Consider the following 26,996-nt stretch of genomic DNA (forward strand, 5'->3'; position numbering starts at 1 on the left):
CACGGCTCCCGCGCCGGTGCCGCGGGTAGGATCGCCGCATGGACTGGGAGCTGTGGAACCAGGGGCTGTGGGCCCTCGTGCCGACGATCACGGTCGGAGCCATCTTCTGGTTCGTGATGCGCGCCCTCATCCGCTCGGACCGCAACGAGCGCCGAGCGTACGACCGCATCGAGGCCCGCGAGCGCGAGCGCCGCGGCCTGCCTCCCCGCGACGCCTCCTGACCACCGCCGCCGCGCGGGTGCCTTCCACGCCCGCTGAGCGGCTCCGCACGACGAACGAGGAGGCGCGGTGCCCGCACCCGACTGGGCGGTGATCCTCCCGATCGCGGCCGTCGTCGTCGAGCTCGTGGTCCGCGTGATCGCCGTCATCGTCGTGCCGCGGAACCGCCGTCCGACCACCGGCCTCGCCTGGCTGATGGCGATCTTCCTGATCCCGTACGTCGGCATCCTGCTGTTCCTCTTCATCGGGAGCTACCGGCTGCCGCGCAAGCGCCGCCGGAAGCAGCAGGAGATCAACCGGTTCATCCTGGAGTCGACCGACGGCATCGACCGCGTCGCCCGGGAGCACCCGTGGCCGCAGTGGCTGGAGTCGGTGGTCACCCTCAACCGCAACCTCGGGGCGATGCCGCTGGTCGGCGGGAACGACGCGCGCCTCCAGGGCGACTACGAGCAGACCATCCGCGCGATGGCCGCCGAGATCGACCGCGCCCGCCGCTACGTGCACTGCGAGTTCTACATCCTCGCCGCCGACTCGACCACCGCGCCCTTCTTCGACGCGCTCGACCGCGCGGTGGCCCGCGGGGTGCGGGTGCGGATCCTCCTCGACCACATCGCGTCGATCCGAGTGCCCGGCTACTACAGCGGCACCCACCGCCGGCTGCGCGCCCTCGAGCGGGCGGGCGCGTCGTGGTCGTACATGCTCCCCGTGCGGCCGTGGCGCGGGCAGTACCAGCGGCCGGACCTTCGCAACCACCGCAAGCTGCTGATCGTCGACGGCAACGCGGCCTTCATGGGCTCGCAGAACGTCGTCGACTCCAGCTACAACAAGCGCGGCAACATCCGCCGCGGCCTGCACTGGCACGACCTGATGGTGCGCCTCGAGGGGCCGGTGGTGCAGGGCATCAACGCCATCTTCATCACCGACTGGTACAGCGAGACCGACGAGCTGCTCCTGCGGGAGTCGGAGCCGATGGAGGCGCTGCAGCAGCGCGACACCATCGACTGCCAGGTGGTGCCGAGCGGCCCGGGGTTCGAGGGCGAGAACAACCTGCGCCTGTTCCTGACGCTGCTCTACTCGGCGCAGAAGTCGATCATCATCACCAGCCCGTACTTCGTGCCCGACGAGGCGATGCTCTACGCGATCACCACGGCGACCCGGCGGGGCGTGCACGTGGAGCTCTTCGTCTCCGAGATCGGCGACCAGGCCGTGGTCTACCACGCCCAGCGCTCGTACTACGAGACGCTGCTGACCGCGGGCGTGCGCATCTGGATGTACCGCAAGCCGACCATCCTGCACGCGAAGCACTTCACGATCGACGACGACGTCGCCGTGATCGGCTCGAGCAACATGGACATGCGCTCCTTCACGCTCAACCTCGAGGTCTCGCTGATGGTGCGCGGCTCGGAGTTCGTCGAGGACCTGCGCCAGGTGCAGCAGGACTACCGCGAGCACTCCCGCGAGCTGACCCTCCGCGAGTGGCGGCAGCAGCCGCTCCGCTCGACCCTGCTCGACAACCTGGCGCGGCTCACTTCGGCACTGCAGTAGCGCGGCTCCCGTCCGCCCGCAGGCGGAGGATGCGCGGCCCCGGCTCGTCGCGCAAGGCCCTGTGCGGGCCGCCGCGCCCCGCGTAGCGTCGGAGCGTCCTCAGCACCATCCGGTTCCGCCTGCCCGGCGCCGGGTTCGAGAAGGGAACGGACATGACGGCATCCCGTACGACGCGCATCCTCATCCTCGGCGGCGGCTACGTCGGCCTGTACACGGCCTGGGGCCTCGAGAAGAGGCGGGGGGACGCGCCGATCGACGTCACCGTCGTCGAGCCGAACCCCTACATGACCTACCAGCCGCTGCTGCCCGAGGTCGCCGGCGGGCACGTCCAGCCGCGCCACGTCACGGTGCCGCTGGTCTCCGCGCTCAAGCGCACCCGCGTGATCCGCGGCGCGATCACCGGCGTGAGCCTCGCCGAGCGCAGCGCCACCGTCGCCGCGATGGACGGCTCCACCCGCACGATCGAGTTCGACCAGGTCGTCTTCGCGCTCGGAGCCGTCACCCGCACCTTCCCCACGCCGGGCCTCGCCGAGCACGGCATCGGCTTCAAGACGGTGGAGGAGGCGGCGCACCTGCGCGACCGCGTCATCGAGAACATCGCGAAGGCGGCGCTCACCACCGATCCCGCCGAGCGCCGGCGCCTGCTCACCTTCGTCTTCGTCGGCGGCGGCTACACCGGCGTCGAGGCGCTGAGCGAGTTGCTCGACCTCAGCCGCAAGACTCTCGCCGCACAGCCCTCCCTCTCGATGGGCGACGTCACCTGGCACCTCGTCGAGGCGCTGGACCGGGTCGCCCCCGAGGTCGGTCCCGAGCTCTCGAAGTGGACGCTCGACCACCTCCGCTCGCGCGGCGTGCACGTGCACCTGAAGACGACGATGCCCTCCTGCGAGGACGGCGTCGTGGAGCTCTCCTCGGGCGAGCGCATCCCGACGGCCACGATCGTGTGGACCGCCGGCGTGAAGCCGAACCCGATCCTCGACGCGACCGACGCGCCCCGCGGGCCGAAGGGCCACGTCATGGCGGATGCGCGCCTGCGGGTCATCCGCGAGGACGGCGAGCCGGTGGGCGGCGCCTGGGCGGCCGGCGACGGCGCGCAGGTGCCGGACCTCACCAGCGAGAAGCAGCCCGCGTACTACCCGCCGAACGCGCAGAACGCGGTCCGGCAGGCCAAGCTCCTGGCGCGCAACATCATCGCCGACCTCACCGGAGGCACCGTGGAGGAGTACCGCCACGCCTCCGTCGGGACCGTCGCCGAGTACGGCATCGGCAAGGGCGCCGGCCTGATCAAGGGCGTGAAGCTGCGCGGCCTCCCCGCCTGGCTCGCGCACCGCGCCTACCACGGAGCGGCGATGCCGACCCTGGACCGCAAGTGGCGGATCATCACGGGCTGGCTCGTCGACGCCGTCACTCCGCGCGACCTCTCGCCGATGAGCGCGCTGCAGGATCCGCGCCGCGCCTTCCGCGAGACGGCCGAGGCCACCGATCGCGAGGCCGCTGCGAAGGCCGCCGCGAAGAAGGAGTCGGACGCGTCCTGACGCGCCGGTGAGAGCGCGGGAGTCGCGGTGGTCGAGCGGGATCATCGCGACTTCCGCGCTCCCGCGTCGGCGGCCCCGCCTCGGAGCGCCTCGGCCTGACGGTCTCGGCTCAGGCCCGGCGGCGCGGCTTCAGGCGCACGGTCGGCAGCACGGGCGCGGGGAGCGCGCGTCCGCCGTACCCGTCGACGGTGCCGAACGGTCCCGCGGGATCCGCCCCGGCGATCACGTCGGACTGCCAGCGCGCGCGGGCGGCCGCCACGTCGTCGTGGCTGCGGCCGACGAAGTTCCACCACATCACCAGCTCCTCGGCGAACGGCTCGCCGCCGAGCAGCACCACGCGGGCGCCCGCGTCCCCGGCGGTCAGCATCAGGTGCGAGCGGCCGGGCGCCAAGTAGGCGAGGTCCGAGCGCGGGACGTCCGCGCCCTCGACCGCCACCGGGCCGGCGTCGACGAGCACGCCGTACTCCCACGACTCCTCGACCGGCAGCTCGACCCGGGCACCCGGCTCGAGGTCGATCTGAGCGGCGACCAGCGGAGTGAAGGTGCTCGCGGGCACCGACGCGCCCAGCATCCCTCCGACGAAGACGCGCACCAGCGCGCCGGGCAGCTCCACGGGCACGCCGCGGTGGTGCTCGAAGAACGGATCGACGAGCCGCGCCTCCTCGGGCAGCGCGACCCAGAGCTGCACCCCGTGCAGAACGGGCGCGCCCCCGGTCGAGACCTCCGAGTGCGAGATGCCGCGTCCGGCCGTCATCAGGTTGAGCTCGCCCGGGCGCACCACGGCGAGGCTGCCGACGCTGTCACGGTGCTCGATCTCGCCCTCGAAGAGCCAGCTCACGGTCTGCAGGCCGGTGTGCGGGTGCGGCGGGACGTCCATCCCGGCCTCCTCGCCGAGCCGCACCGGGCCGTAGTGGTCGGCGAAGCACCATGCGCCGATGGTCGAGCGCGAGCGCTGGGGGAGGGTGCGGCGCACCTCGATCGCACGCGGACCGCCGAGCGGGACGAGCCGTGCCTCCAGGATCTCGACCGCGCCGGGCTCGCGAGGGACCGGCTCCGCGGCGACGGGGAGCTCGTCGGGATGCTCCTCCAGGTTGCTCATGCGGGAAGTGTATGCCTTCGCATGGACCGGTGGGCGGGACCGCCGCCCGCACCCCTCCGGATCGCGTGCACGCCCAGGGCGAACAGGCCTGCTCACCGGGGGGAGCGCTGGTTACAGTCGACGTATCGGAGCCCACCCCTGCGGGTTCTGTAGGGAGTGACAGCATGTTCGAGAGATTCACCGATCGCGCGCGGCGCGTCGTCGTCCTGGCCCAGGAAGAGGCCAAGATGCTCAATCACAACTACATCGGCACGGAGCACATCCTGCTCGGCCTGATCCACGAGGGCGAGGGAGTGGCCGCCAAGGCGCTCGAGTCCCTCGGGATCTCGCTCGACGCTGTGCGCGAGCAGGTGCAGGACATCATCGGCCAGGGGCAGCAGCAGCCGACCGGCCACATCCCCTTCACGCCTCGGGCGAAGAAGGTCCTCGAGCTGTCCCTGCGCGAAGCGCTGCAGCTCGGCCACAACTACATCGGGACCGAGCACATCCTGCTCGGCCTCATCCGCGAGGGCGAGGGCGTCGCCGCTCAGGTGCTTGTCAAGCTCGGTGCCGACCTGAACCGCGTGCGCCAGCAGGTCATCCAGCTGCTCTCCGGCTACCAGGGCAAGGAGCAGGTCGCCGTGGGCGGTGAGCAGCAGCAGCCTCAGGGGGGATCGCAGATCCTCGACCAGTTCGGCCGCAACCTCACCCAGGCGGCGCGCGACAACAAGCTCGACCCGGTCATCGGGCGCGAGAAGGAGATCGAGCGGGTCATGCAGATCCTCTCCCGCCGCTCCAAGAACAACCCCGTCCTGATCGGCGAGCCCGGCGTCGGCAAGACCGCCGTCGTCGAGGGCCTCGCCCAGGCGATCGTGCGCGGCGACGTGCCCGAGACGCTGAAGGACAAGCAGCTCTACACGCTCGACCTCGGGTCGCTCATCGCCGGATCCCGCTACCGCGGTGACTTCGAGGAGCGCCTCAAGAAGGTCACGAAGGAGATCCGCACCCGCGGCGACATCATCACCTTCATCGACGAGATCCACACCCTCGTCGGCGCAGGGGCCGCTGAGGGCGCGATCGACGCCGCCTCGATCCTCAAGCCGCTGCTCGCCCGAGGCGAGCTGCAGACCATCGGCGCGACCACGCTCGACGAGTACCGCAAGCACTTCGAGAAGGACGCCGCTCTCGAGCGCCGCTTCCAGCCGATCCAGGTGGCGGAGCCGTCGCTGCCCCACACGATCAACATCCTCAAGGGCCTGCGCGACCGCTACGAGGCGCACCACAAGGTGTCCATCACCGACGGCGCGATCGTCTCGGCGGCCAACCTGGCCGACCGCTACATCAGCGACCGCTTCCTCCCCGACAAGGCGATCGACCTGATCGACGAGGCCGGCGCACGCCTGCGCCTCTCGATCCTCTCGGCGCCGCCGGAGCTGCGCGACTTCGACGACCGCATCGCCGTGGTCCGCTCCGCCAAGGAGGCCGCGATCGAGGACCAGGACTTCGAGAAGGCCGCGTCGCTCCGCGACGAGGAGAAGCAGCTGCTCGGTGAGCGCCTGCGCCTCGAGAAGCAGTGGAAGTCGGGCGACGTCAAGGCCACCGGCGTGGTCGACGAGGGCCTGATCGCCGAGGTCCTCGCCCAGGCGACGGGCATCCCGGTCTTCAAGCTCACCGAGGAGGAGTCCTCGCGGCTCGTCTTCATGGAGAAGGCCCTCCACCAGCGCGTCATCGGCCAGGAGGAGGCCATCGCGGCCCTCTCGCGGACGATCCGCCGCACCCGCGCGGGCCTCAAGGACCCCAAGCGCCCCTCGGGCTCGTTCATCTTCGCCGGTCCCACGGGCGTCGGGAAGACCGAGCTGGCCAAGGCGCTCGCCGAGTTCCTCTTCGACGACGAGAACGCGATGATCTCGCTCGACATGTCGGAGTACGGCGAGAAGCACACCGTCTCGCGGCTGTTCGGCGCCCCTCCCGGGTTCGTCGGCTTCGAGGAGGGCGGCCAGCTCACCGAGAAGGTGCGCCGCAAGCCGTTCAGCGTGGTCCTCTTCGACGAGATCGAGAAGGCGCACCCGGACATCTTCAACTCGCTCCTCCAGATCCTGGAGGAGGGTCGACTGACCGACGGCCAGGGCCGTGTCGTCGACTTCAAGAACACCGTCATCATCATGACCACCAACCTCGGTGCTCGTGACATCGCCGGTGGTCCCGTCGGGTTCCAGATCGAGGGCGACAACGCCACCGGGTACGACCGCATGCGCGGCAAGGTCAACGAGGAGCTCAAGAAGCACTTCAAGCCCGAGTTCCTCAACCGCGTGGACGACGTCATCGTCTTCCCGCAGCTGTCGAAGCCCGAGCTGCTCCAGATCGTCGACCTCTTCATCAAGCGCCTGGGCGACCGCCTGCTCGACCGCGACATGACGGTGGAGCTGACGCAGCCGGCCAAGGAGCGCCTGATCGAGGTCGGGTTCGACCCGGCCCTCGGTGCGCGCCCCCTGCGCCGCGCGATCCAGCGCGAGATCGAGGACCAGCTGTCCGAGCGGATCCTGCACGGCGAGCTCGGCGCCGGAGACCACATCCACGTGGACTTCGCCGACAACAGGTTCGTCTTCACCACGACCCCGCGTCTGATCTCGATCAGCGCCGGCGCGTCCACCGGAGCGGCCACGGCCGGCCCGGCGACGCCCGACCTGATGTCGTAGCAGGCTCCCGGACGACCCCGTGCCCGTCCCCTCTCGCGAGGGGGCGGGCACGTCGTCGTCCGGGGGTGGGCGCCTGCTCGCAGGATCCCGCGCCCGGTGCGGCCTAGGCTTGTCGAATGGCCGATTGGAAGTACCCGGTGCGCCGCGCGCGCACGAGCGATGTCCCCTTCATCCAGGAGCTCAGCGAGCCGCTCGTGAACGAGCGCATCCTCCTGGGCAAGGACCGCGTGGTGCTCTACGGCGCCGTGCAGGAGTTCCGCATCGCCGAGGACGGCCACGGGACGGCGATCGGCTGCGGTGCGCTCCATGTGATGTGGGACGACATCGCGGAGGTGCGCACCCTCGCGGTCGCGCAGGACTGGCTCGGGAGGGGCGTGGGCCACCACATCCTGGAGCGCCTCGAGAACGACGCGCGCGAGCTCGGCCTGAAGCGCCTGTTCTGCCTCACCTTCGAGGTCGACTTCTTCACCCGTCACGGCTTCGAGCCGATCGGCGAGAAGGTCGTCGACCCCGAGGTCTACGCCGAGCTGCTCCGCTCTCCCGACGAAGGAGTCGCCGAGTTCCTCGACCTCGCCCGAGTGAAGCCGAACACGCTCGGCAACACCCGCATGCTGAAGACGCTCTGACCGCCACCACGTCGTAGCCTGTCCCGGTGACTCCGCCGCCCCGCCGCCTGCCCTCCCGGGTCTACCGGCGACGCCGCGCCGGAGTGCTGCTCGCGCTGGTCGTCATCGTCGCGGGCCTGGCGGTGGTGCTGTCGCTGCTCCCGCGGATGACCGGCTCCGACGCCGCGTCGAGCCCCACGCCGACCGTCGTGCTGCCGACGCTCTACCCGACCACCTCGCCCGGTGCGACGCCCGGCGCCGCACCCGCCTGCTCGGCCGACTCCGTCGCCGTCACCGCGGTCACGGACGCCACGAGCTACGCGCCCGGCGAGGATCCGCAGCTCTCGCTCTCGCTGGCCAACATCTCGAGCACCGACTGCGTGATCGACGCGGGCACGAGCAAGCAGGTCTTCACGATCACGAGCGGCTCCGAGCAGATCTGGACCTCCGCGGACTGCCAGACCGGCGCGGCCGATCTGCCGGTGCTCCTCCAGGCGGGCCGCTCGGTGATGGGGAGCGCGCTGACGTGGGATCGCACCCGCTCCTCCGCCGACACCTGCTCCGGCGGACGCGAGGCGGTCGAGGCGGGCGGCGCCGCCTACAACCTGTCGGTGTCGGTCGCCGGCATCCCCTCGGGCTCGCCCACGCAGTTCCTGCTCCAGTAGTCCGCCCGGGGGACGTGCCGGGCGTGCGTCGGCGCGTAGCATCGCAGGCATGTGGGGGCTGCTCGGCACGATCCTGTCCGCCTCGACCGGCCGGGCGGGGGTGGTCGCACGGCGAGCGGCGGCTGCGGCCCTCGCGGTTCCGCTGCTGGTCGGCGGGGCGGCGGCGCAGGCCGTGGCGGCTCCGCAGCCCGTCGCGGCTGCGCAGCCCGTCGCGGGTGTCCTGCGCGCGGATGTGGACGGCTTCCGGTTCTCGGAGTACTCGGCCGACTTCCGCCTCGACCGCGACGAGGAGGGCCGCTCGACGCTGACCACCGTCGAGACCTTCGTCGCCGAGTTCCCGCCGTCGCAGAACCGCGGCATGCAGCGTGCAATCCCGCTCGACTACGAGGGGCACCCGACCGACGTCGACCTGGTGTCCGTCACCGATGGCGACGGGGCGGCCCGGCCGGTCGACACCGAGCGCGAGGACGGCTTCCTCCTGGTGACCAGCGCGGCGGACGAGTTCGTCAGCGGCAGCCAGACCTACGTCTTCACCTACACGCAGCACAACACGACCCTCCCTGGATCCGGCACGCGCAGCGGCGAGGACGAGTTCTACTGGGACGTCAACGGCACGGGCTGGCGCCAGTCCTTCGACCGCTACGACGTGCGCGTCGAGCTCGCCGGGTCGCTGGCCTCCGCCGCGACGGGGACCGTCAGCTGCTACCGGGGACCGGAGGGCTCGACGACGCCCTGTCCGATCGGCCGCGACGGAGCGGTCGTCACGGCATCGGGGGAGTCGCTGGCTCCGGGGGAGAACGTGACCGTGGCGCTCGGCTTCGCTCCCGGGACCTTCACGCCGCGCGACGACCGCTACCTCGCCTCCGGCTGGTCCTGGGTGCAGCTGGGCGGCCTCGCCGCGGTCCTGATCGGCCTCGCGCTCGCCGTGCGCCGGCGCCGGACCGTGCTCCGCGACGCTCCCGGCCGCCCGACCGTCGTCGCCGAGTACGACCCGCCCGCGGAGGGGCTGTTCCTCTCCGCCGCGCTGCTGCGGAAGACGTCGAAGGCCCCCGCGGCCGGACTCCTGGACGCCGCCGTCCGCGGTCTCGTCCGCATCGAGGAGACGGGGGAGGGGCGGAAGCAGGAGTACGCCGTGCGGGTGCTCGACCCTGCGACGACGCCGACGCGACGCGCGGGACGCCCGCGGCCCCTCGCCTCCGACGACCGCGAGTTCCTCGACATCGCACTCGGCCAAGTGCCGGGGACGGTGCGTGAGCTCTCCGGCAAGGACAAGGAGTTCGGCAAGGCCGTCGGACAGTTCCGGACCGCGCTGGGCAACCGGGTGACCGAGGCGGGACTGAAGAAGGCCGGGACGATCGGCGGCAGCGTGCTCGTGATCGTCCCGCTGCTGCTGGGTGTCATGGCCGCTTTCCTGGGCGCGATCCTCCTAATGACCGGCTCCTTCGGCGGAGCGCTCCCGCTCGTGCTGATGCTGGTCGCGATCGTCGCGGCCGTCGTCGGGACGATCCTGGTCTCGAGGGTGCCGCTGACGGCCGCGGGCGCGGAGCTGCGCGACCATCTGCGCGGGCTCGAGCTGTACATCCGCCTGGCCGAGTCCGACCGGATCGCGATGCTGCAGTCGCCCCGCGGGGCGGACCGGCGCACGGTCGGACCGGTCGAGGTGGTCGAGGTGACGGAGCGCCTGCTGCCGTGGGCCGTGCTCTTCGGTCTCGAGAAGGAGTGGTCGGCGGAGCTCGGGTCGGCCTACGAGCGCACCGGCGAGGAGCCGGTCTGGTACTCCGGACCGAACGGCTTCCACGCGGCGGCCTTCGCTGGCAGCGTGTCCTCGTTCTCGTCGTCGACGTCGAGCTACGTCGGATCCTCGTCGAGCTCCTCGAGCGGCGGCGCGGGCGGCGTCTAGGGGCAGGCTGCGACGGGCGGCCGCGGCGGAGCGGACGCGTGCGGTGGTCGCGCGGAGCTGTCGGCCAGTGCCCACGGAGCCCGTGTTCGCCTCCGGTGGCGATCCTCGACCATGCGGTGGATGGGGGCACCCGCGGCTCCGACCGGTGGACGGGTGCCTGTGCAGCGTGCCGGGGACGCGGCCGTCAGTGCGTGGGGACCCGCTCCGGACGGATGCGCTCGGGAACGGGGACGAGCGCGTGGGTGATCGCGCTCGAGAGGGTGAAGGCGCTGGAGTCGAGGTGCGAGGAGTGCCCGAGTCGTGTCGCTTCGGAGGCGCGCTGCTTCGCTCCTGAGGCGGGCCGGATGTCTCCCGAGAGGCTGATCTCGCCGAACGCGGCGATCCCGGGCCGCAGCGGCGTGTAGGCGTGGGCGGAGGCGATGGCGACCGCGATCGCCAGGTCCGCCGCCGGCTCCATGAGCTTCACGCCGCCGACGGTCGACACATAGACGTCGCAGCGCCGCAGGGGGATGCCCGCCTGCCGCTCGAGGACCGCGAGGATCATCGCGACCCGGGACGCGTCGACTCCGTTCGTGACGCGGCGGGGGTGCTCGCCGTCGTTCGCGATCACGAGCGCCTGGATCTCGACGGGGAGCGCGCGGCGTCCCTCCATCGCGACCGTGACGCAGATGCCCGGGGTGGGGAAGCGGGTGCGGCTGAGGAACAGACCGCTCGGGTCGGGGATCTCGGCGATGCCCTCGGCGGTCATCTCGAAGCAGCCGACCTCGTCCGTCGGGCCGAAGCGGTTCTTGAGCGAGCGGACGAAGCGCAGCGCCGTCTGCCGGTCGCCCTCGAAGTGGCAGACCACGTCGACCAGGTGCTCGAGCAGGCGCGGCCCCGCGATGGAGCCGTCCTTCGTGACGTGTCCGACGAGCACGAGGGGGAGCGCCCGCTCCTTGCAGACGCGGATGAGGGTCGCGGCGACCTCGCGGACCTGGCTGGGACCGCCGGGCAGGCCGTCGACGGTGTCGCTCGCGACCGTCTGCACCGAGTCGACGATGAGCAGGTCCGGCCGGACCTCGTCGATCTGGCCGAGGACGGTGGCGAGGTCGGTCTCGGCCGCGAGGAAGAGGCTGTCGTGCATCGCGCCGGTGCGCTCGGCCCGCATGCGCACCTGCGCGGCCGACTCCTCCGCGCTGACGTAGAGGACCCGCTGGCCCTCGGCCGCGGCGCGGCTCGCGACCTCGAGCAGGAGGGTCGACTTGCCCACGCCGGGCTCTCCAGAGAGGAGCACGACCGCACCGGAGACGATCCCGCCGCCGAGCACGCGGTCGAGCTCGCCCACGCCGGTGGGGCGGTGCGCCGCCGACGTGGTCTCGATCTCGGTGATGGGCCGCGCGATGCGGCCGGCGGCCGGAGCCACAGCGGCGACCGCGCGGACGAGGCCGGTGCGCTCGGTGCTCTCGATCACGGAGCCCCACTGCTGGCACTCGCCGCAGCGGCCTACCCACTTCGCGGTCGTCCATCCGCACTCCGAGCAGCGGTACGGGGCGGTGCGCGTCTTCGAGGAGGCCATGAGGTCCTTTCGGGGCGGAGGAGGGGGACGAGCGCGACGCTACGGGGGACCCCCGACACCGCCGCTCGTTCGAACGTGTCTTCGACAGTACAGTCCACCACCGTTGCCGCGAGCGGGGCGCGCCAGGCCGGGGGAGAGGTCGCGTGGAAGCCGTCTGTTGAGGAGCGTCGTCGCGGGGGAGCGGAGGCGGAGGATCGCGCCTCGGAAGACGACTCCCGAGCGCCGCTCCGTCGGCGTCGGACGTCTGCGGGAGACTGGGGGACATGCCCTCGACAGTGCACGTCCTCAAGTCCGGCCGCCCGCTCGGAGTCAGCTGGTCCGGCCCCGAGGGCGCCGAGCGGGTCGTCGTCCTGGCGCATCCCGCTCCCGGCTCCTCGGACTTCGACCCCGACCCGGAGGCGACCGCGCGCCACGGGGTGCGCCTGCTCTCGTTCGACCGCCCGGGCTACGGCGCCTCCTCCCTCCTGACCGACCTCGACCCCGCCGGAGCGGGCGTCGGCGCCAGCCCCGAGCAGGCCGCCGCCGACATCGCCGAGTACCTCGCGACCGTCGGCATCGCCTCCGTCAGCGTCGCCGGCTGGTCGGCGGGAGGCCGCGTGGCCCTCGCGCTCGCCGCGAACTACCCCGGCCTCGTGGAGCGCGTCGCCGTGATCGGGACGCCCGCTCCCGACGACGCCGTGCCGTGGGTCGGCGACGACAACCGCGCCGAGCTCGCCCGCCTCGCCACCCTCCCTCTCGACGAGGCCGTCCGCTCGCTCACCCGCACCCTCGAGGGCGCCTTCGGCCCGACCCCCGCCCTGGACGCCCTGCTCGGGATGCTCGGCTCCGGCGACGCCGACACCGCGGTGCTCGAGGCCCCCGGAGTCCGCGAGCGGCTCTCGCGCATGCTCGAGCGCGCCGCCGCCCAGGGCGCCCTCGGCATGGCCGCTGATCTCATCGGCTACGGCGTGCAGGAGTGGGGCTTCGCCGTCGAGTCCGCCGAGCCGCCCGCGCTCCTCCTCTACGGCGCCGAGGACGCGGTCGCCGGTCGCCGCCACGCCGAGTGGTACGCCGCCCGGCTGCCCGACTCCCGCCTCGAGGTCGTGCCCGGCCGCGGCCACCTGCTCGCGATCCCGGAGTGGGACCGCGTGCTCGGCTTCCTCCTCCCCGCCTGACGGCGGCCCGTCCGCTCGATTGGCGCGACTTCCGGCCGTCGCGTACACTCGACCCCGGTACCGTGTCCGAGCGGCCGAAGGAGCATGTCTCGAAAACATGTGTGGGCTTGCGTCCACCGTGGGTTCAAATCCCACCGGTACCGCCAACGAGAAGGCCCCCTACATCCCAGTGATCTTGCGGAAGTAGGGGGCCTTCACGTTAATTAGCCGGACGTGTGGCAACGTTTCAGGAGTTGCAGAAGGTCCTCGCGGAGGACGCTCCCACACCGGGCGTGGCGGTCAAGCTTCAGACCTTTACCCGGTTCCGCTTTGGGCCAGAAAGCTTCGGCGCCCGCCTCACAATTCGCAACGGCGACGCGGAGTTCCGAGACCGGATCACAGGAGTTCAAATCAAGGTCACCCGCGAGGACGGAGTCACCGCGACTCCGGCGATGGGGAAGAGGCAGAACGACCCTTCGCATGCCCTGTTAGACGTCGTTGTCGCGCTTGCAGACAGCACGCGCGCTCAGAAGCGCCTTTAAGTCACTTGCTGGGCCCGCGCTGAGCGATGCCCCTCCTCCGGAGCCTGGCAGGTAGGGGCGTTGTGCCCGTTGCCAGCTCCGTCGCCCTAACCGCGCTGCTACGATCGCCGATCACCGCGATCTCACAGGAACCTGCACCCGTTCGATCAGTACGCCCTTAAACGAAAAAACCCGGCCCACGAGGGACCGGGTGTGGATGAAACAAGCGTAGGGACCAAGATCATGTTTGGCAAGTTTCATGGCGAACGCGTCGCGGCCGCCTGCAGTTGTCACCAGCCCACCGGTTTTGTGTAACCACCGGCAGGGTCGGGGAGCTGGTTCCCGGTGTAGTCCCCAGCTCCGAGCTTGAGAAACCAGTGGTCTCCGACGCCGTCGGAGGCGTGACCAGCGAGCGCGCCGGCGTGACGAGCGTCGCGCGGATTGACCAAGCCGATGGGTACCAAGGTGCGAGCGGTCTGCACTGGGAAGCCGAGGTCGCTGTCGTTCGATACGACGACCGCAGCGTCGACTGATCCCCGCAGGATGTCAAGGAGCAGATGCGATGCAACGTTCACGTCGCTGCCCTTCTCTTCGTTGTGTAGGTAGGAGACGAGGAACCGCGCATCCTGAACGGCGTTGCCAGTGGGATCTTGGATCATGAGCGGCCACGCGGACGTGCTAACCACTGGCTTGCCATTCGGCCCCCGCGTCGCCAAAGCACTCGTCTTCACGCGTGAGACGTAGTTCCCGTACTCAATCCGATCGACGCTACGCGCCTTCACCAAAGCCTTCAAATACACGTCTTGATCCTGGGCTCCGGAGGGATTCGTTGTTGCGGCGATGCGTGCGGTGCAGTAGACGATGCGCTCAATGGTCGCGCCCGCCCAGCCCGCTTGAGCACCGACGAGGGCATCCGCAAGCCTGCGAACATCAAGCCACCGCCAGCCCGGTGCAGACCTACCACACTGCTCGCGGCCGCCGTAGTACAGGTTGTAGCCGTCGATGTAGACCCCTATGCGCATGGGATCACGCTAGAGGCCGATGCCCGGCTTTAGGTAACCCGTACGACGATGCAGACAAATTCACTAGCCAACTGAGATCACGAGGCGGCATAAAACTCGCTCGCGCGAATGCCGTCGAGGATCTAGAGAGCCTCCTGATCGGTCGGCCCGGAAGATGCCGCCTCAAGGCGTAGCTCCGTACTCGAGACGAGCTGGCGAGTGGTCTATCGACTCCCAAAGCACCGGCACGTTGCTACGACCGCCCTGCTTTCCGGCATCCAGGGCCAGGGCGACAGCGCGTTTGCGCCCCGTGTAGACGTTGGCAGCACCGCGACGCTGCACGCATTCGAGGTAACCGCTGAACAGTAGTCAGGGAGGGCAGTCAGGGGCAGTCAGATCCAGCACCACTTGGCGGCTGGGGAAGCGCTCGGATCGGGGACACTTCCGGCGGGAACGGTGCAACGAGAACACCGTCATGGAGAAGGACCTAACGGGTAGGAATGCCCTTGCTCGAACGCTCTCACTGATGCTCCCGGAATCCTCGCCGGTTCCGATACAGCAATACGTCCAATCCGTTTCAAGGGCGGTAAGACCTGAACCGTCTTCCGCGAGCATTGGATAGAAATCAACGTATGGATCGCCCTCGACGGAATTGATGAAGAAGGTAAGGACCGGCTTTCGGTACAGCGTCAGCATGCGCCCCTGGGCCGCGAGCGGCGAAGGGTCAGGCGTGGCAGCAACGCCGCAAATTCCCTCGAAAATGTGTGGCGCGGCAAGCTCACCTTATTCGTCTCCTGTACTCCTTTGGCGCGATGTCCCTGTTCCGCATGCGGATCGCTTGCGGTAACTTGGGGGCAACAGACAAGGGGACGTGTATGAGACGAGTGTCGTATGGAAGCCGCGGGCGACCGACGAATACGGCCATTAACCTTGAGGAGTTGGTCCTCATACTTCAAGGCGCGATCGAGTCCGTGGATGCCGAGCGTTTTGTGCTTGAGCGCGACGAGGCCGAGATCCCTCCGCAGTTGAGGACATTCGCGCGATCGAGTAGCTACGAGGTTTCGGTCGTTGGTCGCTTCCACACTTTGGCGCAGCGCTGGGCTGAGCGGCAGCGACTGTCGGCCTTCTGGGAGAGACCGGTCACGCACCGAGCGGAGGGATCGGGCCGCCAGCCGACCATTGACATCTCGCTTTTCGGGGCGCCTCCAGCTCCGGCCGCTCCCGGCGTTACACCGTCGCGGCGACGCGAGGTGCGACTGGAGTTTGGTTTCTTCAAGGTAGCCAGCCCACAGCGCGAACGGACAAGACGTGTAGATCACGCCAAGATCAAACTGGACGCCGAAAAGCTTCATCAGCTCATGGGCGAGACTGCTCCTGTTCCCGGGTTGTTTGAAGTCGAGAACTACATGCTCCTGTGGCGCATCGCGAACGAGCGCAACACCGGCAGTCGGCTTGACTGGCACCGGCGCGCCCTCACGGCGGCTGCCGCAGCGGCGGTGGCTGAGTCGAGCCGGGCGGGATTGACCATCGATCACCTCCTCACATCGTCGGTCGATCTCATTGCGGCGAAGACGAACGAGCATCGGGTCGCTTACGTTGGGGCTTTCCGAGTGAGCTGAGCGAATCGGCTACTCGACGGAACATCGACCATCCTCTGTGGGCAGGGCGATCGCCGTGGCAACGGACCGTTTGCCTCGTGCCAAGCGTTGCAGTCCAGGCCGCCATAACGTTCATAGGTCGATTGTGGCGCGGCTGACGCGGTCACCCTGAAAAACACGCCTCTCGACCCCAAATCGCAGATTACCGATGAGAACTTGCACTGCCGAGTTCATAGCGTATGGCCAGAATGAACCGCAACTTCAGCCTGCTCTAGCACGACCGGAAAAATGCAGATATCAACTTCTAACCCCTAATCAACCCGACTTCGGCGCGTCGCAAATCGGCGCCCTGAACCTGATGAATTAAACGGGACTACTGCCGAACCATCAACAGCGTCCTCGTCGGCCTGCGGTCGGCCTGTCCCGGTGACCTTCGCCCCCGATGCCGTCGAGAACCTCACCAAGATCCATCGGAAACTGTCGGCGATAACAGGTCGAGGGGAGGATGCGCCACTAGTGGCACATAGTTCAAATCCCACCGGTACCGCCAACGACGAAGGCCCCCTGCTTCCACGGAAGCAGGGGGCCTTCGTCGTTTCCGGCGAGCTCCGGCGGTCGCGACGTGCGGGTCAGCCGGCGCGGAGCAGCCAGGAGCGGCCGGCGCGCAGGGCCCGGTACAGGCGCGTGACCGCGTGGTCGGCCTCGGCCGAGCCGACGTCCGAGAAGGAGCCCGCCCCGCCCCAGAGCCCGAGCGCGTCGGCGGCCGCCGCCCGCACCTCTCTGCGGGTCGTCGCTCCGGCGAACAGCTCGTCGAGCCGGTCCGCGACGCGGGCCCGCGCGCCGTCCTGCTGCGACCGTGCGACGTCGCGCACCTCGGCGACGGCCGCCGTGATCTCGGCGAGCACAGCGGGGATCGTGCGGTCCATCCTCCTGAGCCTAGGAGCGGGAGCGCGAGCGCTGCGAGGCGGCGTGGGTCAGGAGCGTCGCCACGACTCCGACGAGCACGCCCAGCGCGGTCTCGAGCGCCCGGTCGCGCAGCAGCATGAGCTCGTCGACGGGATGCGCGAGCTCGACCATGAGGATCGCGAGCGGAGTGACGAAGGCGAGGGTCAGGCCGTAGTTGCGGCCGACGACGAGCTCGGCGGTCATCTGGAGGAGCACCACCACCACGATCACGGCGAGCGGGGAGAGCGGCAGGGCCAGGAGCGCGGCCGCGATCAGCACTCCGACGATCGTGCCGAGCATCCGGTGGCCCGCCCGCACGAGCCGGGCGCCCGCATCCGCTCCCGAGACGGCTGCGACGGCGGAGACCATCGCCCAGTAGGGGTGGCCCAGGCCCGTCGCGGTCGGGATGGTGCCTGCCACCAGGACGACGGCCCCGAAGCGGAGCAGGGCGGCGCGCGTCGCCGGACGGGCCGCCGCCGCGCGGAACGAGGTGCGCCACGGCGTCGGGGCGAGGCGGCGTGCGCGGGGGAGCGCGAGACCGCTCAGGCCGACGACGAGCGAGAAGGCGGCGGAGCCCGCGGCGAGAGCGACGGCGAGCGGGATCCGCGAGGGCTCGGACGGGACGGACGCGCACGCCGTGACGGCGAACACCGGGAACAGCGGGCCGGGCGGGTGCCAGTGCAGGGCGTCGCTGAGGTAGGCCGCCGCGACGGTCACGGCGACCACGACGGGGATGATCAGCCAGTCGCGGTGAGGAGAGAGGGAGACGACGGTGCCGAGGGTCACGGTGGTGACGAGGAACGCGGCTGCCGACAGCTGCATCAGCAGGCGCGGCCGGTGCGTGTGCTGGCGACCGTAGAGGGCCGTGAAGGCGCCGAAGGTCGCGTAGAGGGCGAGATCGGTGCGGCCGAGCGCCCAGAGGACGAGCAGCGGGACGGCGATCGAGACGCCGGCGCGCAGGGCGACGCGATGGGCGCCGGCGTGCGGGCCGAAGGCGAGGAGCTCGCGGGGGTGGGGCAGAACGGGGGTGGCGGCCATCGGGTCCTCTGATCGGGGTCCGAGCGGCGGCGGCCGGAGAAGTGTTTCACGGGTGAAGCAGATATACTTTACGTGTGAATCAGTCTGAAAGCCAGCCGGGCGACGCGGTCGACGAGATCAGGGCGGGCTGGGCGGTGCTGCGGCCCGAGCTCGACACCTCCGCCGTCGACGTCGTCGGGCGGGTGATCCGCGCCTCCGCGCTGATCGTGCGGGCGACGGAGGAGCTGCTCGCCGCCCACGGGCTGACTCGCGGCGAGTTCGACGTGCTCTCCACGCTGCGTCGCGCCGGCGCTCCGCAGTCGCCGACGACCCTCCGGACGATCGCCCTCGCCTCCGCTCCCGCGATCACCAAGCGCGTGCACTCGCTGGAGCGGCGGGGCCTGGTGCGGCGGGCCGCGAACCCGGCGGACGGGCGCGGCTCGCTCATCACGCTGACTCGCGAGGGGGAGGAGCTGGTCGACCGGGCCTTCCCCGAGGTGCTCGCCGCCGAGCGGGCGTTGCTCTCGGGGGTGCCCGCCGATCTGCGGGCGGAGGCGTCGCGCTCGCTCCGCGCGGTGCTCGCGAGCGTCGAGGCGGCCGCGAGCCGGTGATGCGCGCGGGGACCGCGAGGCGGCGGGCGCTCGCTACCGTGGTCCCATGCGCCTGACCTCGAGCTTCACCGTGCCGACGCGGCCGCCGGTGCTGCAGCTGGTCAAGACGGCGGCGGCCACGGTCGTCACCTGGCTCCTCGCCGGCGTCGTCTTCCCGGGGACGCTGCCCGTCTTCGGTGCGATCGCCGCGCTCCTCGTCGTCGCGCCGAGCATCAACCAGTCGTTCTCCAAGGCACTCGAGCGCTCGGTCGGCGTCATCATCGGCGTGATCGTCGGATCAGTGATCGGCACGGTGCTCGGCGGCGAGAGCATCATCGTTCTCCTCGCGATCGTGGCCGCGATCGCCGTCGGGTGGGCCGTGCGCCTGACCCCCGCCTCCGCGGTGCAGATCCCGATCAGCGCGATGCTCGTGCTCTCGGTGGGCGCGGTCACGCCGAACTACGCGCTCGACCGCATCCTCGAGACCCTGCTGGGCGCGGCGGTGGGAGTCGTCATCAACGTGCTCATCGTCCCTCCGGTCGTGCTGGCACCGGCCGAGCGGGCGATCGGAGACCTCACCGCTCAGCTCGCCGCCGCCCTCGACGACCTCGGCGACGCCCTCCAGGCCCCCGTCCCGCGACGCCGGCTCGACGAGCTCCTCATCAACGCCCGGTTGCTGCAGACCATGCAGAGCAAGGCGGAGGAGGCGATCGCGACCGGCGAGGAGTCCCTCCGCCTCAACCCGCGCCGCTCCGCCCACCGCGACCGGCTGCTGGCCCTCGACTCCGTCGTCCCGCGGCTGGGGCGCATCGTGACCCGGGTCCGCGGCATGACGCGGACCGTGCACGACCTCTACGACGACGAGCTCGTCGGGGAGCCGACGATCGCCGACATCGCCGTCCAGCTGCACCGGGCCGCCCACGATCTGCGGCTCCTCGTGCAGTCCTCGGTCGACGTTCCCGAGCCGGAGGCGATCACCGACGAGCTGCCCGCTCTCACCGCGCCGCTCGTGATCGCGACTCCGCATCCGCAGCACTGGATCCTGCTGGGGGCGCTCGCCGAGGACCTGCGGCGCATCCGCGAGGAGATCGTCGGCGCGGAGTCCTGACGGGCGGGCGCGGAGTGGCGTCGGCGGGAGGGCTGCTCTTGCTGCGCTCGGCGTCTCACGCCGCGCGACGTGCGGGTCGTGGTGGCCTGTGGTGGTCAGCCGTCCTGCTCGCCGTCCTCCCTCGATCCGCCGCCCTCGACGAGCTCGCCGTCGCCCGCGTCCGGAGCGACCTGGTGCAGTGCCTCCGGATCGCTCGCCTCGGCGTGGAGGGTCTTGCCCTCGGCGATGAGGGAGTCGTCGTCCACGAGGATCCCGGCCAGCTCGGTGATGCGTCCCCGGAGAGCGCCGATCGGGTCCTCGGTGGGCGCGTCCTCCTCGGAGTGGTCGACCTCCGAGTCGGGGTAGCGGCGGAGGGCGGCCTCGTCCCGGTCGGGCTGCGGCGCCCGCGCGTGCTCGACGCAGAGGCGGGCGACCTCCTCCGCGTGCGCATGCATCACGGAGTGGGAGGCGTCGGGGATCTCCCAGGCCCGCGCGTGCGGCATCGACCGGGCGATCTCCTCCGCCCACTCGCGCGGAACGAGCCGGTCGAACTCGCCGCGGATGACGAGGGCGGACGCGCGGATCCGGGGGACGGTCTCCTCGATCCGGTAGTGCATCATCTCGGGCAGCACGCGGGAGAACCAGCGCGGTCCGCAGAGGAGGTAGGCGCCCGCGGCGAGGATCGCGACCTTGAGGGGCTCGCGGACGCTCGACTGGGCGAAGCGGAGCGCGGCGGTCGGGAGGCGGCGCTCGTGCCGGTTCATCACGGGTCCGAGCAGGACGATGGTGGTCAGCTCCGGACGGCGCGCGGCGAGCTCGGCCACCACCTGCGTCCCCATCGAGTGGCCGAGGACGACGGGATCGTCGAGGCCGAGCTCGTCGATGACGGCGCCGACCAGCTCGGCGTAGTCGCCGATGTCCATGCGCCGCGCGTCGATCGGGTGCGGTACGCCGCCGAAGCCCGGCAGGTCGAGAGCGTGCACCGGACCGAACTCGTTGAGCGCGGGCGCGAGGCGCTCGAAGTAGGTGGCCGCGACTCCGATCCCCGGCACGAGGACGAACGTGCGCTCGCCGTCGCGCCCCACTGTGCTCACCCGCGCCCAGACGTCTCGGTGGTGCACCCGCTGGACCGAGACGTCGGTGCTGCGGGTGCGGCGGTGCGGATCCCGCCCCCGGGAGCGCGTGGTCGCGAAGACGTCGCGGACTCCGCGCCGCAGGGTCGTGGCGAGAGTGGGGAGGAGGTCGCTCGGGCGGAGCACGGGGCCTCCTTCGATCGGGGGAGTCGGTCGCTGCGAGCCTAGGCGCTCGCCGCCGGGCTCAGATCAGCATGTCGTCCGACCTGTGGAGGATCAGACGGGCCGGCCCGGTGTGGAGGACGCCGTTGGTCAGGGGGGCGGTGCGGACGCCGCCGCGCCTCCGCATCGCCCGGAACGCCCCGGGGGCGAGCACGACGTCCATCCAGGCGCAGGGGTTGGCCGGTCGTCCGCCCTGGAACTCGATCCGCTCCCCGCCCTGCTCGATCGCGAACGTGCGGCCGGCGAGCGCATCGACGTCGGCGCCGCGGACGATGATGTTGCGGCGGGCGTCGGCGGGGTCGAAGGGCCCTGCGCCGAGCTCGGCGGCGATGTGCTCGAGGGTCTCGACCGCGAAGAGCGTGATCGCCGCGGGGCGGTGCGCGCGCTGGGCGAAGAAGCGGTCGCCGACGATGCCGAGGCCTGCGCGGATGTCGATCCGCTCGGGCTGCTCGTTGCCCTCGGACGGCACCGGGCCATCGGCGGGGCGGCCCTCGTAGCGGTGCAGCGGAGAGACGACGAAGCCCACGAGCTCGATCGCGGCGGCCTCCATGAGCCCACGGTACGCCGTGAGGGGGAGCAGCGGCGTCCGCCCGTCGGAGGCTCTGCGGCGCGTTCCGGGACACCGCGACGGAGCCTGGGTTCTCGTGGCTGCGGCGGCGTCCCGAGACGGAGCCGTCTGCGCCGCCGCCGCCGATTCGCGGAGGGGGCTCCCGGCATGTATAGTCGTACCTCGTTGCGTGCGCCTCTGGCCCGCGCGATGGACTGCGCCCGTAGCTCAACGGATAGAGCATCTGACTACGGATCAGAAGGTTGGGGGTTCGAATCCCTCCGGGCGCACTCTGGTTGAGACAGAGCAGAACGGCCCGCTTCGGCGGGCCGTTCTCGTTTTAACGGTCGCTCGTTCCGGTGGCTGTCGGCGTCGGTCTCCCGGAGAGCGCAGGGCGTCGGAACGGCCGGTTCTCCGGCTCGCAGGACGCCTCTTCGCGCCGTCGACGGCGCCGACCGTCTTCCGCCCGCATCCGCGATCAGTCCGCGCCCGCGCTCGCGATCACTCCTCGCAGGCTCCGCGATCACCCGTCGCGAGCACGTCGCTCGGCTCTTCTCGCGCGCCGTTTCCTCCTCCACAGCGCCCATCTCGCGCCGTTCTCCACGGATGCAGCCGTCCCGGCCGCGGTGACGTCGAACCGAGCAATACTCTCCTTCCGTGGGGCTGAACGGTCGCCGCCGACGCAGTGCGCTCGGTCGGCAGAGGAGAGGACATCGGATGAGTCGAACGGAACAGTCGGGGCGGGACGAGCGCGGACGACCCCGAGCGCGGACGGCGCGAGCGCTGGTCGGCACGACGGCGGGCTGCGTGCTCGTGAGCGGGCTGCTGGGCGGAGGCCTCGCGCCGCCGCCCGCCCTCGCCGCCGACGGTCCTCACACGACGATCGAGAACACCCTCCTGCAGGGAGGCGCGACGAACGCCGGCGTGACGACCGTCTCGGCCTGGGTCCAGAAGGGCGAGACGCTCCGGGTGGACCTCCACCCGCTCCAGGCGGGCTCGGGGACCGGCGAGGGCGAGACCGGCGGCGGTACCGCCCGGGTGACGGCTCCGGGCGGAGCCGTCCTCGACGAGCAGGACTTCGCGCCCGGAGCGGCGCCCTCGGTGTCCGCCGGCGGCTCGTTCGTGGCAAACGAGACCGGCGTCTTCCAGATCCGGGTGTCCGACGACGACGTGACGGCGCCGGTGAACCTCGTCTGGAGCATCGGCGTCCAGGACGCGCGGGGCGCGGCGGTCGCGGGCCGGGTGTGGTCCGACTCCTATGCGATCCAGTCCGGGGCGAAGGAGTCCTACTCCTCGCCCGAGGAGCGGCGCTCCTCCTTCACCCTCCACGCCGTCACGGAGACGGGCGCCCGCTACGAGCTGGGGCTGCGCGGCTACGACGGAGTCGCCTCGACGGTCCAGGCCACGAACAAGGGCAACGTGAAGGTCGGGTCGTCCGATCCGTCCTATCTCTCGGTCCCCATGCCGCAGTCGAGCGAGGCGGGCGGCATCGGGGCGCAGTACGTCCAGGCGTCCGGACGCTCCGGGATCGACGGCCTGCAGACCTACAAGCTCTTCCTGGACCCGCCGTCGTCCGACCTGCCGGAGTCGATCGCTCCGCCCTACCAGGCGCCGACGATCGAGGGCCTCGCCTTCCGGCGGTCGTCCGCGGGCTCCGACGCGGGCACGCTCACGGGCGTCCTGGGGACGCAGCCGGGCACCGTCGTCGTGGACGTCGATGCGGACGGGGACGGCTCCTACGACGGCGAGCGTGACGTGCACCTCACCCGGATCGCGGGGACGACCGGTCCCTTCTCGGTCGACTGGGACGGACGGGACGCGAAGGGCGGGACGGTCGACGTGACCGACCCCGACGTCACCTTCCGCGCCTCCATCGGTCGCACGAACGAGTTCCACTTCACGCGGGTCGACGCCGAGACGTCCGCCGGCGGCGTGTCCGTCGTGAGGTCGACCGGCGGCGGCGACGACCCGTCGATGGTCCACTGGGACGACTCGCTCCTCGCCGGATCGAACTCGGAGCGGTACTCCGGCACCTCCGCGGTGACGTCCGGCGACGGCGGCACCGACTCGTCCGGCGGGGTGCACCGCTGGGAGGGCGACGACTCCGGGCGAGGCCGCATCCCCAACGCCAACGACTCGGTGCACGGCTCCTACGGCGACCTGCGGGCGATCGACGACTGGGCCTACGGCTCGGACGGTGCGGTCACGGTCGCACGCCTCGATCCGCTCGCGCCGCACGTGACCATCGCGAAGACCTCGTCGGTCGACTCCGCCACTCCGCTGCTCCGCGGCGCCCGCGTGCCCTACCGGGTGACGCTGACCTCGGACGGGACCGGGGACTACTCCGACGCCGCCGTCATCGACTACCTCGACAAGGGCGTGCTCGACGACGCCGAGCTCGACTCCGGCTCCCTCCGCGCCTCGCAGGGCACGGCCACGATCGATGCGGAGACGGGCCGCATCTCCTGGGCGGCCGGCAGCCTGCCTGTCGGGGCGACGGCCGAGCTGACCTTCGACGTGATCGTGACCGGCGAGGGGGACCGCGCGCTGACGAACACGGCCTGCCTCGCCGATGCGCCCTTCGCTCCCGCCTCGTCCGGCACGGGGACCGACGCGAACCCCTGCGCCACCGTCCCGCACGACATCGGCGAGGGGTCGCTCCTGATCCGGAAGACCGCGTCCCAGGCGAGCGCCGAGCACGGCGGCACGGCGGGCTTCGACATCGTCGTGGCGAACACCGGAACGGTCGACGCGACGGACGTGACCGTGACCGACGTCCCGACGCTCGACCACCTGCTCGAGGCGACCATCGAGAACGGCGCCGGAGGAACGCAGCCGGCCACGGAGCCCGTCACGGGTCTCGACATCCCCGCCGGCGGTCAGGTGTCGCTGCACGTCAGCGGCCGGGTCGCCGACGGGTACGACGCCGCGACCCTGCCCAACCGCGTCTCGATCACCCACCAGCCCGAGGGCTTCGACCCGCCGACGGTCGAGAACGCCTGCGCTGACGATGCGACGTCGTCCTGCGCCGAGATCCCGGTGCCGCCCGTCGAGGGAAGGCTCTCCATCGAGAAGACGGCGATCGGGAATCAGGTCGACCACGGCGGGCGTGCCGGGTTCCGGATCGTGGTCGCCAACGAGGGGGCTCGGCCGGCGGACGGGGTGACCCTCACCGACGTCCCCGAGCTCGCGCACCTGAGCGACGTCACGATCTCCCGGGACGGCGGCCCGGCGTCGTCCGACCTGACTGTCGAGAACCTGTCTCTGGCCCCGGGAGCGTCGACGACGTTCACCGTGACCGGACAGGTCGCCGACGGCGTGGACGCGTGGACCATCCCCAACCGGGCGCGCCTGACCGAGGTCCCGGAGGGCTTCGATCCGACGACCGTCCTGCACCCGTGCGCGGACGACGGCGGAGCCAGCTGCGCCCAGGTGGCGGTGCCTCCGGTCGGACTCGTGCCGACGGTGCTCGCCTCGACGGGAGCGGCGGCCGGGCCCCTCGCGGCCGGAGCCGGCGCTCTGCTCCTGGCCGGCGGCGCCCTGACGGCGCTGCGCCGTCGCTCGACCCGCACCTCGTGAACCGGAGCCCGGGCCGCTGCAGCGCGGCCCGGGCTCCCGGACCCTCTCCTCGAAAGGCACTACTGCATGACCGAGCACGGCCTCCCGTACCGCATCACCGAGCGCTTCCCTCTCCCCGATGGACGCGTCGGCGTCAGCACCTGGTGGTCCGCCGATCCGGAGCAGCTGGAGCAGCAGCTCCGCACGCGTTCCGGGCATCCGCATCCCGAGAGGGAGCCGGTCCGGAGACTGCACCTCGCGACCGCGACGATCGTGCTGATCGAGGAGCGGACCGCGGGAGGCTTCCGCCCGCTCGACCCCCACCTCCGAGCCCGCACCGATCCGCGCTGGCGCCGGGCTCTCCTGCGGTCGCGCAGGTCGGCCCGGCTCCGACGGGTCATCGGTCCGCGGGACCTGCCGAGGACGGATCCGCCGGTCGAGGTGTCACGGCACGTCGATGCGACACGTCGAGTGTGAAGGAGGCGGGCGGAGAGCTCGGCACCTGATGCGCGGTGAGGGTCTCCCCGCAAGGACGCCGTCGGGTCAGGCGGCTTCCTCGAGGTCGTCCTCGACTGCGACGGGCGCGTCGACCGGGGCGCACGGGGGAGCCGACTCGGCCGGGGGCGCCGAGGCCGCGATGCGCGAGCGCTCGAGCCCGGCGAGGAGCACGGCGAAGGCCTCCTCGAGCTCGGCGGTGTCGCGGAGCAGGACGCGCTCACCGCTCGTCGGATCGAGGCGGACCGTCCGGTAGGCCGGGCGGGGGAGATCGGAGACCAGGGTGATGATGCCGAGGACGACGCCGCTGCGGCGGGCGCGCGCGGTCCAGCGGTTGGCGTGGGTGCGGAGAAGGATCATGACCGGGGCCGTCCTCGGTGACGTGGTGCAGGAGCGGGGGGAGGGGGGTGTCGCTGGCGGTGCGGGGATCCTCTCGAAGCTTGCTGCACGAAGGGCCTCCGCTTCCTGTGCTTGACAGCAGAGCCGAGCAGCGGTCACCGGCGCCGGGTGGCCGCCGCGGCGTGCAGGGCCCGCAGGAACTCGGGGACGACCGGGTTCCCGGTGTCGCGGGCGAGCACACCGATCTCACGGCTCGCGCCCGGATCGTCGATCGGGATCTCGCGGACGTCGTCATCGACCGAGGACGGGCTCGGCGGCAGGATCGTGAGTCCGAGACCGGCTGCCGCGAGTCCTCGGGCGGCGCGGTAGTCGCCGACCTCGAACGCCGGCACCGGGTCGCGGCCGTCCACGGCGAGCAGGCGCCGGGCCGACTCGTGGAGGCCGTAGCCGGGCGCCAGCATGATCAGGTCGAGGCCGCGGAGGTCCTCGACCGTGACCGAGCGCCGCGAGGCCAGCGGATGACGGGAGTCCACGACCGCGAGGAGAGGCTCCGAGTAGAGGGTCGTCGTGGTGGTGCCGGGGAGATCGGGCGGATCCGCGACGATCGCCAGCTCGGACTCGCCCTCCGCCACGGCCCGCAGGCAGAGCGCTCGGGAGCCGTGCCGGAGCCCGAAGCCGACCTGCGGCCAGCGGCGGCGGAACCGGCGGATCACATCCGGCACGAAGCTCTCCCCGAGGAGCGTCTGGAAGGCGAGGTCGATCCGGCCGTGCTCCACGTCGCCCGCCTGCCGCACTTCCGCGAGGCCGGCGCGGATCACCGACATGCCGTCCTGAGCGGCCTCGGCGAGACGGGTCCCCGCCGCCGTCAGCACCACCCCGCGGCCCTCCCGGCGGACCAGGGGGGTGCCGACCAGAGCGGACAGCCGGGCGAGCGACCGGCTCGCGGTCGGCTGCGGGATCCCGAGCTCGGCGGCCGCCGCCGTGACGCTCCCGGTCTGGGCTACCGCGACGAGCAGGGGCAGGAGGCGGAGGGTCGCGGGCCAGTCGTCGGACACGCCACCACCCTAGATCC

22 protein-coding genes and 2 tRNA genes are annotated in these 26,996 nt (G+C 71.3%); 15 read left to right on the top strand and 9 right to left on the bottom strand.

Annotation, left to right across the window (positions count from 1 at the left end):
- The first annotated feature begins 38 nt into the window (after positions 1-38).
- The 3 genes from C5C99_RS05345 to C5C99_RS05355 all read left to right on the top strand — a co-directional run bounded on the left by C5C99_RS05345 (position 39) and on the right by C5C99_RS05355 (position 3,299).
- Positions 39-221 carry a hypothetical protein gene (locus C5C99_RS05345; protein WP_104224094.1) on the top strand — a complete coding sequence of 61 codons (183 nt, stop codon included), beginning with the start codon at positions 39-41 and terminating at the stop codon, positions 219-221.
- A 67-nt stretch (positions 222-288) separates the two neighbouring features.
- On the top strand, positions 289-1,764 hold the full coding sequence (gene cls, locus C5C99_RS05350; RefSeq protein ID WP_104224093.1) for a cardiolipin synthase: 1,476 nt from the start codon (positions 289-291) through the stop codon (positions 1,762-1,764).
- A 152-nt stretch (positions 1,765-1,916) separates the two neighbouring features.
- Complete coding sequence (locus tag C5C99_RS05355; RefSeq protein ID WP_104249708.1) at positions 1,917-3,299, top strand: NAD(P)/FAD-dependent oxidoreductase; 1,383 nt, start codon at positions 1,917-1,919, stop codon at positions 3,297-3,299.
- Positions 3,300-3,408: 109 nt separating this feature from the next.
- Here C5C99_RS05355 and C5C99_RS05360 read toward each other — a convergent pair whose 3' ends face one another.
- Entirely contained in the window at positions 3,409-4,398 is a 990-nt protein-coding gene (locus tag C5C99_RS05360; RefSeq protein ID WP_104249709.1) for a pirin family protein, read from the bottom strand.
- A 164-nt stretch (positions 4,399-4,562) separates the two neighbouring features.
- Here C5C99_RS05360 and C5C99_RS05365 point away from each other — a divergent pair, with 164 nt between their 5' ends.
- The 4 genes from C5C99_RS05365 (at position 4,563) to C5C99_RS05380 (ending at position 10,243) form a co-directional block, all read left to right on the top strand.
- Positions 4,563-7,073: an ATP-dependent Clp protease ATP-binding subunit gene (locus tag C5C99_RS05365; protein WP_104234294.1), complete on the top strand. Its 2,511-nt coding sequence runs from the start codon at positions 4,563-4,565 to the stop codon at positions 7,071-7,073.
- 116 nt (positions 7,074-7,189) lie between these two features.
- A complete protein-coding gene (locus C5C99_RS05370) occupies positions 7,190-7,699 on the top strand; it encodes an amino-acid N-acetyltransferase (protein WP_104234293.1) in 510 nt (169 codons plus the stop codon).
- Between the two features lie 26 nt (positions 7,700-7,725).
- A complete protein-coding gene (locus C5C99_RS05375; protein WP_104339722.1) occupies positions 7,726-8,343 on the top strand; it encodes a hypothetical protein in 618 nt (205 codons plus the stop codon).
- Between the two features lie 49 nt (positions 8,344-8,392).
- Positions 8,393-10,243: a DUF2207 domain-containing protein gene (locus C5C99_RS05380; protein ID WP_104339723.1), complete on the top strand. Its 1,851-nt coding sequence runs from the start codon at positions 8,393-8,395 to the stop codon at positions 10,241-10,243.
- 184 nt (positions 10,244-10,427) lie between these two features.
- On the opposite strand, the gene radA is transcribed toward C5C99_RS05380, so the two are convergent.
- On the bottom strand, positions 10,428-11,798 hold the full coding sequence (gene radA / locus C5C99_RS05385; RefSeq protein ID WP_104224086.1) for a DNA repair protein RadA: 1,371 nt from the start codon (positions 11,796-11,798) through the stop codon (positions 10,428-10,430).
- Between the two features lie 263 nt (positions 11,799-12,061).
- Here radA and C5C99_RS05390 point away from each other — a divergent pair, with 263 nt between their 5' ends.
- Positions 12,062-12,952 carry an alpha/beta fold hydrolase gene (locus C5C99_RS05390; protein ID WP_104307943.1) on the top strand — a complete coding sequence of 297 codons (891 nt, stop codon included), beginning with the start codon at positions 12,062-12,064 and terminating at the stop codon, positions 12,950-12,952.
- 56 nt (positions 12,953-13,008) lie between these two features.
- Positions 13,009-13,098, top strand: a tRNA-Ser gene (locus C5C99_RS05395).
- Between the two features lie 644 nt (positions 13,099-13,742).
- Here C5C99_RS05395 and C5C99_RS05405 read toward each other — a convergent pair.
- Positions 13,743-14,474, bottom strand: a complete 732-nt coding sequence (locus C5C99_RS05405; protein WP_104339725.1) for an NYN domain-containing protein — start codon at positions 14,472-14,474, stop codon at positions 13,743-13,745.
- Positions 14,475-15,424: 950 nt separating this feature from the next.
- On the opposite strand from C5C99_RS05405, the gene C5C99_RS05410 reads away from it, so the two are divergent.
- Positions 15,425-16,072 (top strand): hypothetical protein, encoded by a 648-nt coding sequence (locus tag C5C99_RS05410; protein WP_146085467.1) that lies wholly within the window; start codon positions 15,425-15,427, stop codon positions 16,070-16,072.
- Between the two features lie 608 nt (positions 16,073-16,680).
- On the opposite strand, the gene C5C99_RS05415 is transcribed toward C5C99_RS05410, so the two are convergent.
- Positions 16,681-16,977: a hypothetical protein gene (locus tag C5C99_RS05415; RefSeq protein ID WP_104225999.1), complete on the bottom strand. Its 297-nt coding sequence runs from the start codon at positions 16,975-16,977 to the stop codon at positions 16,681-16,683.
- A 10-nt stretch (positions 16,978-16,987) separates the two neighbouring features.
- Positions 16,988-18,034: an FUSC family protein gene (locus tag C5C99_RS05420; RefSeq protein WP_104327757.1), complete on the bottom strand. Its 1,047-nt coding sequence runs from the start codon at positions 18,032-18,034 to the stop codon at positions 16,988-16,990.
- Positions 18,035-18,108: 74 nt separating this feature from the next.
- Between C5C99_RS05420 and C5C99_RS05425 the strand changes: the two genes are divergently transcribed.
- Positions 18,109-18,624, top strand: coding sequence for a MarR family winged helix-turn-helix transcriptional regulator (locus tag C5C99_RS05425; RefSeq protein WP_104339727.1), 516 nt, complete (start codon positions 18,109-18,111; stop codon positions 18,622-18,624).
- Between the two features lie 46 nt (positions 18,625-18,670).
- Positions 18,671-19,711, top strand: coding sequence for an aromatic acid exporter family protein (locus C5C99_RS05430; protein WP_104225996.1), 1,041 nt, complete (start codon positions 18,671-18,673; stop codon positions 19,709-19,711).
- 95 nt (positions 19,712-19,806) lie between these two features.
- Here the strand turns inward: C5C99_RS05430 and C5C99_RS05435 are convergent, their stop codons facing one another.
- Positions 19,807-20,949 (bottom strand): alpha/beta fold hydrolase, encoded by a 1,143-nt coding sequence (locus tag C5C99_RS05435; protein ID WP_104339728.1) that lies wholly within the window; start codon positions 20,947-20,949, stop codon positions 19,807-19,809.
- A 58-nt stretch (positions 20,950-21,007) separates the two neighbouring features.
- Positions 21,008-21,535, bottom strand: coding sequence for an MOSC domain-containing protein (locus C5C99_RS05440; RefSeq protein WP_104339729.1), 528 nt, complete (start codon positions 21,533-21,535; stop codon positions 21,008-21,010).
- A gap of 214 nt (positions 21,536-21,749) precedes the next feature.
- Here C5C99_RS05440 and C5C99_RS05445 point away from each other — a divergent pair.
- The 3 genes from C5C99_RS05445 to C5C99_RS05455 all read left to right on the top strand — a co-directional run bounded on the left by C5C99_RS05445 (position 21,750) and on the right by C5C99_RS05455 (position 25,567).
- A tRNA-Arg gene (locus C5C99_RS05445) sits at positions 21,750-21,822 on the top strand.
- Between the two features lie 427 nt (positions 21,823-22,249).
- A complete protein-coding gene (locus C5C99_RS05450) occupies positions 22,250-25,111 on the top strand; it encodes a DUF11 domain-containing protein (protein ID WP_146085468.1) in 2,862 nt (953 codons plus the stop codon).
- Between the two features lie 66 nt (positions 25,112-25,177).
- Positions 25,178-25,567, top strand: coding sequence for a hypothetical protein (locus C5C99_RS05455; protein WP_104233494.1), 390 nt, complete (start codon positions 25,178-25,180; stop codon positions 25,565-25,567).
- Positions 25,568-25,633: 66 nt separating this feature from the next.
- Here C5C99_RS05455 and C5C99_RS05460 read toward each other — a convergent pair whose 3' ends face one another.
- Together C5C99_RS05460 and C5C99_RS05465 are read right to left on the bottom strand one after the other, a co-directional pair.
- Positions 25,634-25,945 carry a hypothetical protein gene (locus tag C5C99_RS05460; protein ID WP_104239290.1) on the bottom strand — a complete coding sequence of 104 codons (312 nt, stop codon included), beginning with the start codon at positions 25,943-25,945 and terminating at the stop codon, positions 25,634-25,636.
- A gap of 134 nt (positions 25,946-26,079) precedes the next feature.
- Positions 26,080-26,979 carry a LysR family transcriptional regulator gene (locus C5C99_RS05465; RefSeq protein ID WP_104339731.1) on the bottom strand — a complete coding sequence of 300 codons (900 nt, stop codon included), beginning with the start codon at positions 26,977-26,979 and terminating at the stop codon, positions 26,080-26,082.
- Positions 26,980-26,996: the final 17 nt, after the last annotated feature.

Origin of the sequence: Rathayibacter sp. AY1C4 (assembly GCF_002932195.1) — a bacterium.
In the GTDB taxonomy this organism is placed as follows: Bacteria; Actinomycetota; Actinomycetes; order Actinomycetales; family Microbacteriaceae; genus Rathayibacter.

What these genes read in the sequence shown, in the direction of transcription:
- C5C99_RS05345 (WP_104224094.1), top strand. Translation starts at nt 39, where the DNA reads ATGGACTGGGAGCTGTGGAACCAGGGGCTGTGGGCCCTCGTGCCGACG.
- C5C99_RS05355 (WP_104249708.1), top strand. Translation starts at nt 1,917, where the DNA reads ATGACGGCATCCCGTACGACGCGCATCCTCATCCTCGGCGGCGGCTAC.
- C5C99_RS05360 (WP_104249709.1), bottom strand. Translation starts at nt 4,398, where the DNA reads ATGAGCAACCTGGAGGAGCATCCCGACGAGCTCCCCGTCGCCGCGGAG.
- C5C99_RS05365 (WP_104234294.1), top strand. Translation starts at nt 4,563, where the DNA reads ATGTTCGAGAGATTCACCGATCGCGCGCGGCGCGTCGTCGTCCTGGCC.
- C5C99_RS05370 (WP_104234293.1), top strand. Translation starts at nt 7,190, where the DNA reads ATGGCCGATTGGAAGTACCCGGTGCGCCGCGCGCGCACGAGCGATGTC.
- C5C99_RS05380 (WP_104339723.1), top strand. Translation starts at nt 8,393, where the DNA reads ATGTGGGGGCTGCTCGGCACGATCCTGTCCGCCTCGACCGGCCGGGCG.
- radA (WP_104224086.1), bottom strand. Translation starts at nt 11,798, where the DNA reads ATGGCCTCCTCGAAGACGCGCACCGCCCCGTACCGCTGCTCGGAGTGC.
- C5C99_RS05390 (WP_104307943.1), top strand. Translation starts at nt 12,062, where the DNA reads ATGCCCTCGACAGTGCACGTCCTCAAGTCCGGCCGCCCGCTCGGAGTC.
- C5C99_RS05405 (WP_104339725.1), bottom strand. Translation starts at nt 14,474, where the DNA reads ATGCGCATAGGGGTCTACATCGACGGCTACAACCTGTACTACGGCGGC.
- C5C99_RS05415 (WP_104225999.1), bottom strand. Translation starts at nt 16,977, where the DNA reads ATGGACCGCACGATCCCCGCTGTGCTCGCCGAGATCACGGCGGCCGTC.
- C5C99_RS05420 (WP_104327757.1), bottom strand. Translation starts at nt 18,034, where the DNA reads ATGGCCGCCACCCCCGTTCTGCCCCACCCCCGCGAGCTCCTCGCCTTC.
- C5C99_RS05430 (WP_104225996.1), top strand. Translation starts at nt 18,671, where the DNA reads ATGCGCCTGACCTCGAGCTTCACCGTGCCGACGCGGCCGCCGGTGCTG.
- C5C99_RS05440 (WP_104339729.1), bottom strand. Translation starts at nt 21,535, where the DNA reads ATGGAGGCCGCCGCGATCGAGCTCGTGGGCTTCGTCGTCTCTCCGCTG.
- C5C99_RS05450 (WP_146085468.1), top strand. Translation starts at nt 22,250, where the DNA reads ATGAGTCGAACGGAACAGTCGGGGCGGGACGAGCGCGGACGACCCCGA.
- C5C99_RS05455 (WP_104233494.1), top strand. Translation starts at nt 25,178, where the DNA reads ATGACCGAGCACGGCCTCCCGTACCGCATCACCGAGCGCTTCCCTCTC.
- C5C99_RS05460 (WP_104239290.1), bottom strand. Translation starts at nt 25,945, where the DNA reads ATGATCCTTCTCCGCACCCACGCCAACCGCTGGACCGCGCGCGCCCGC.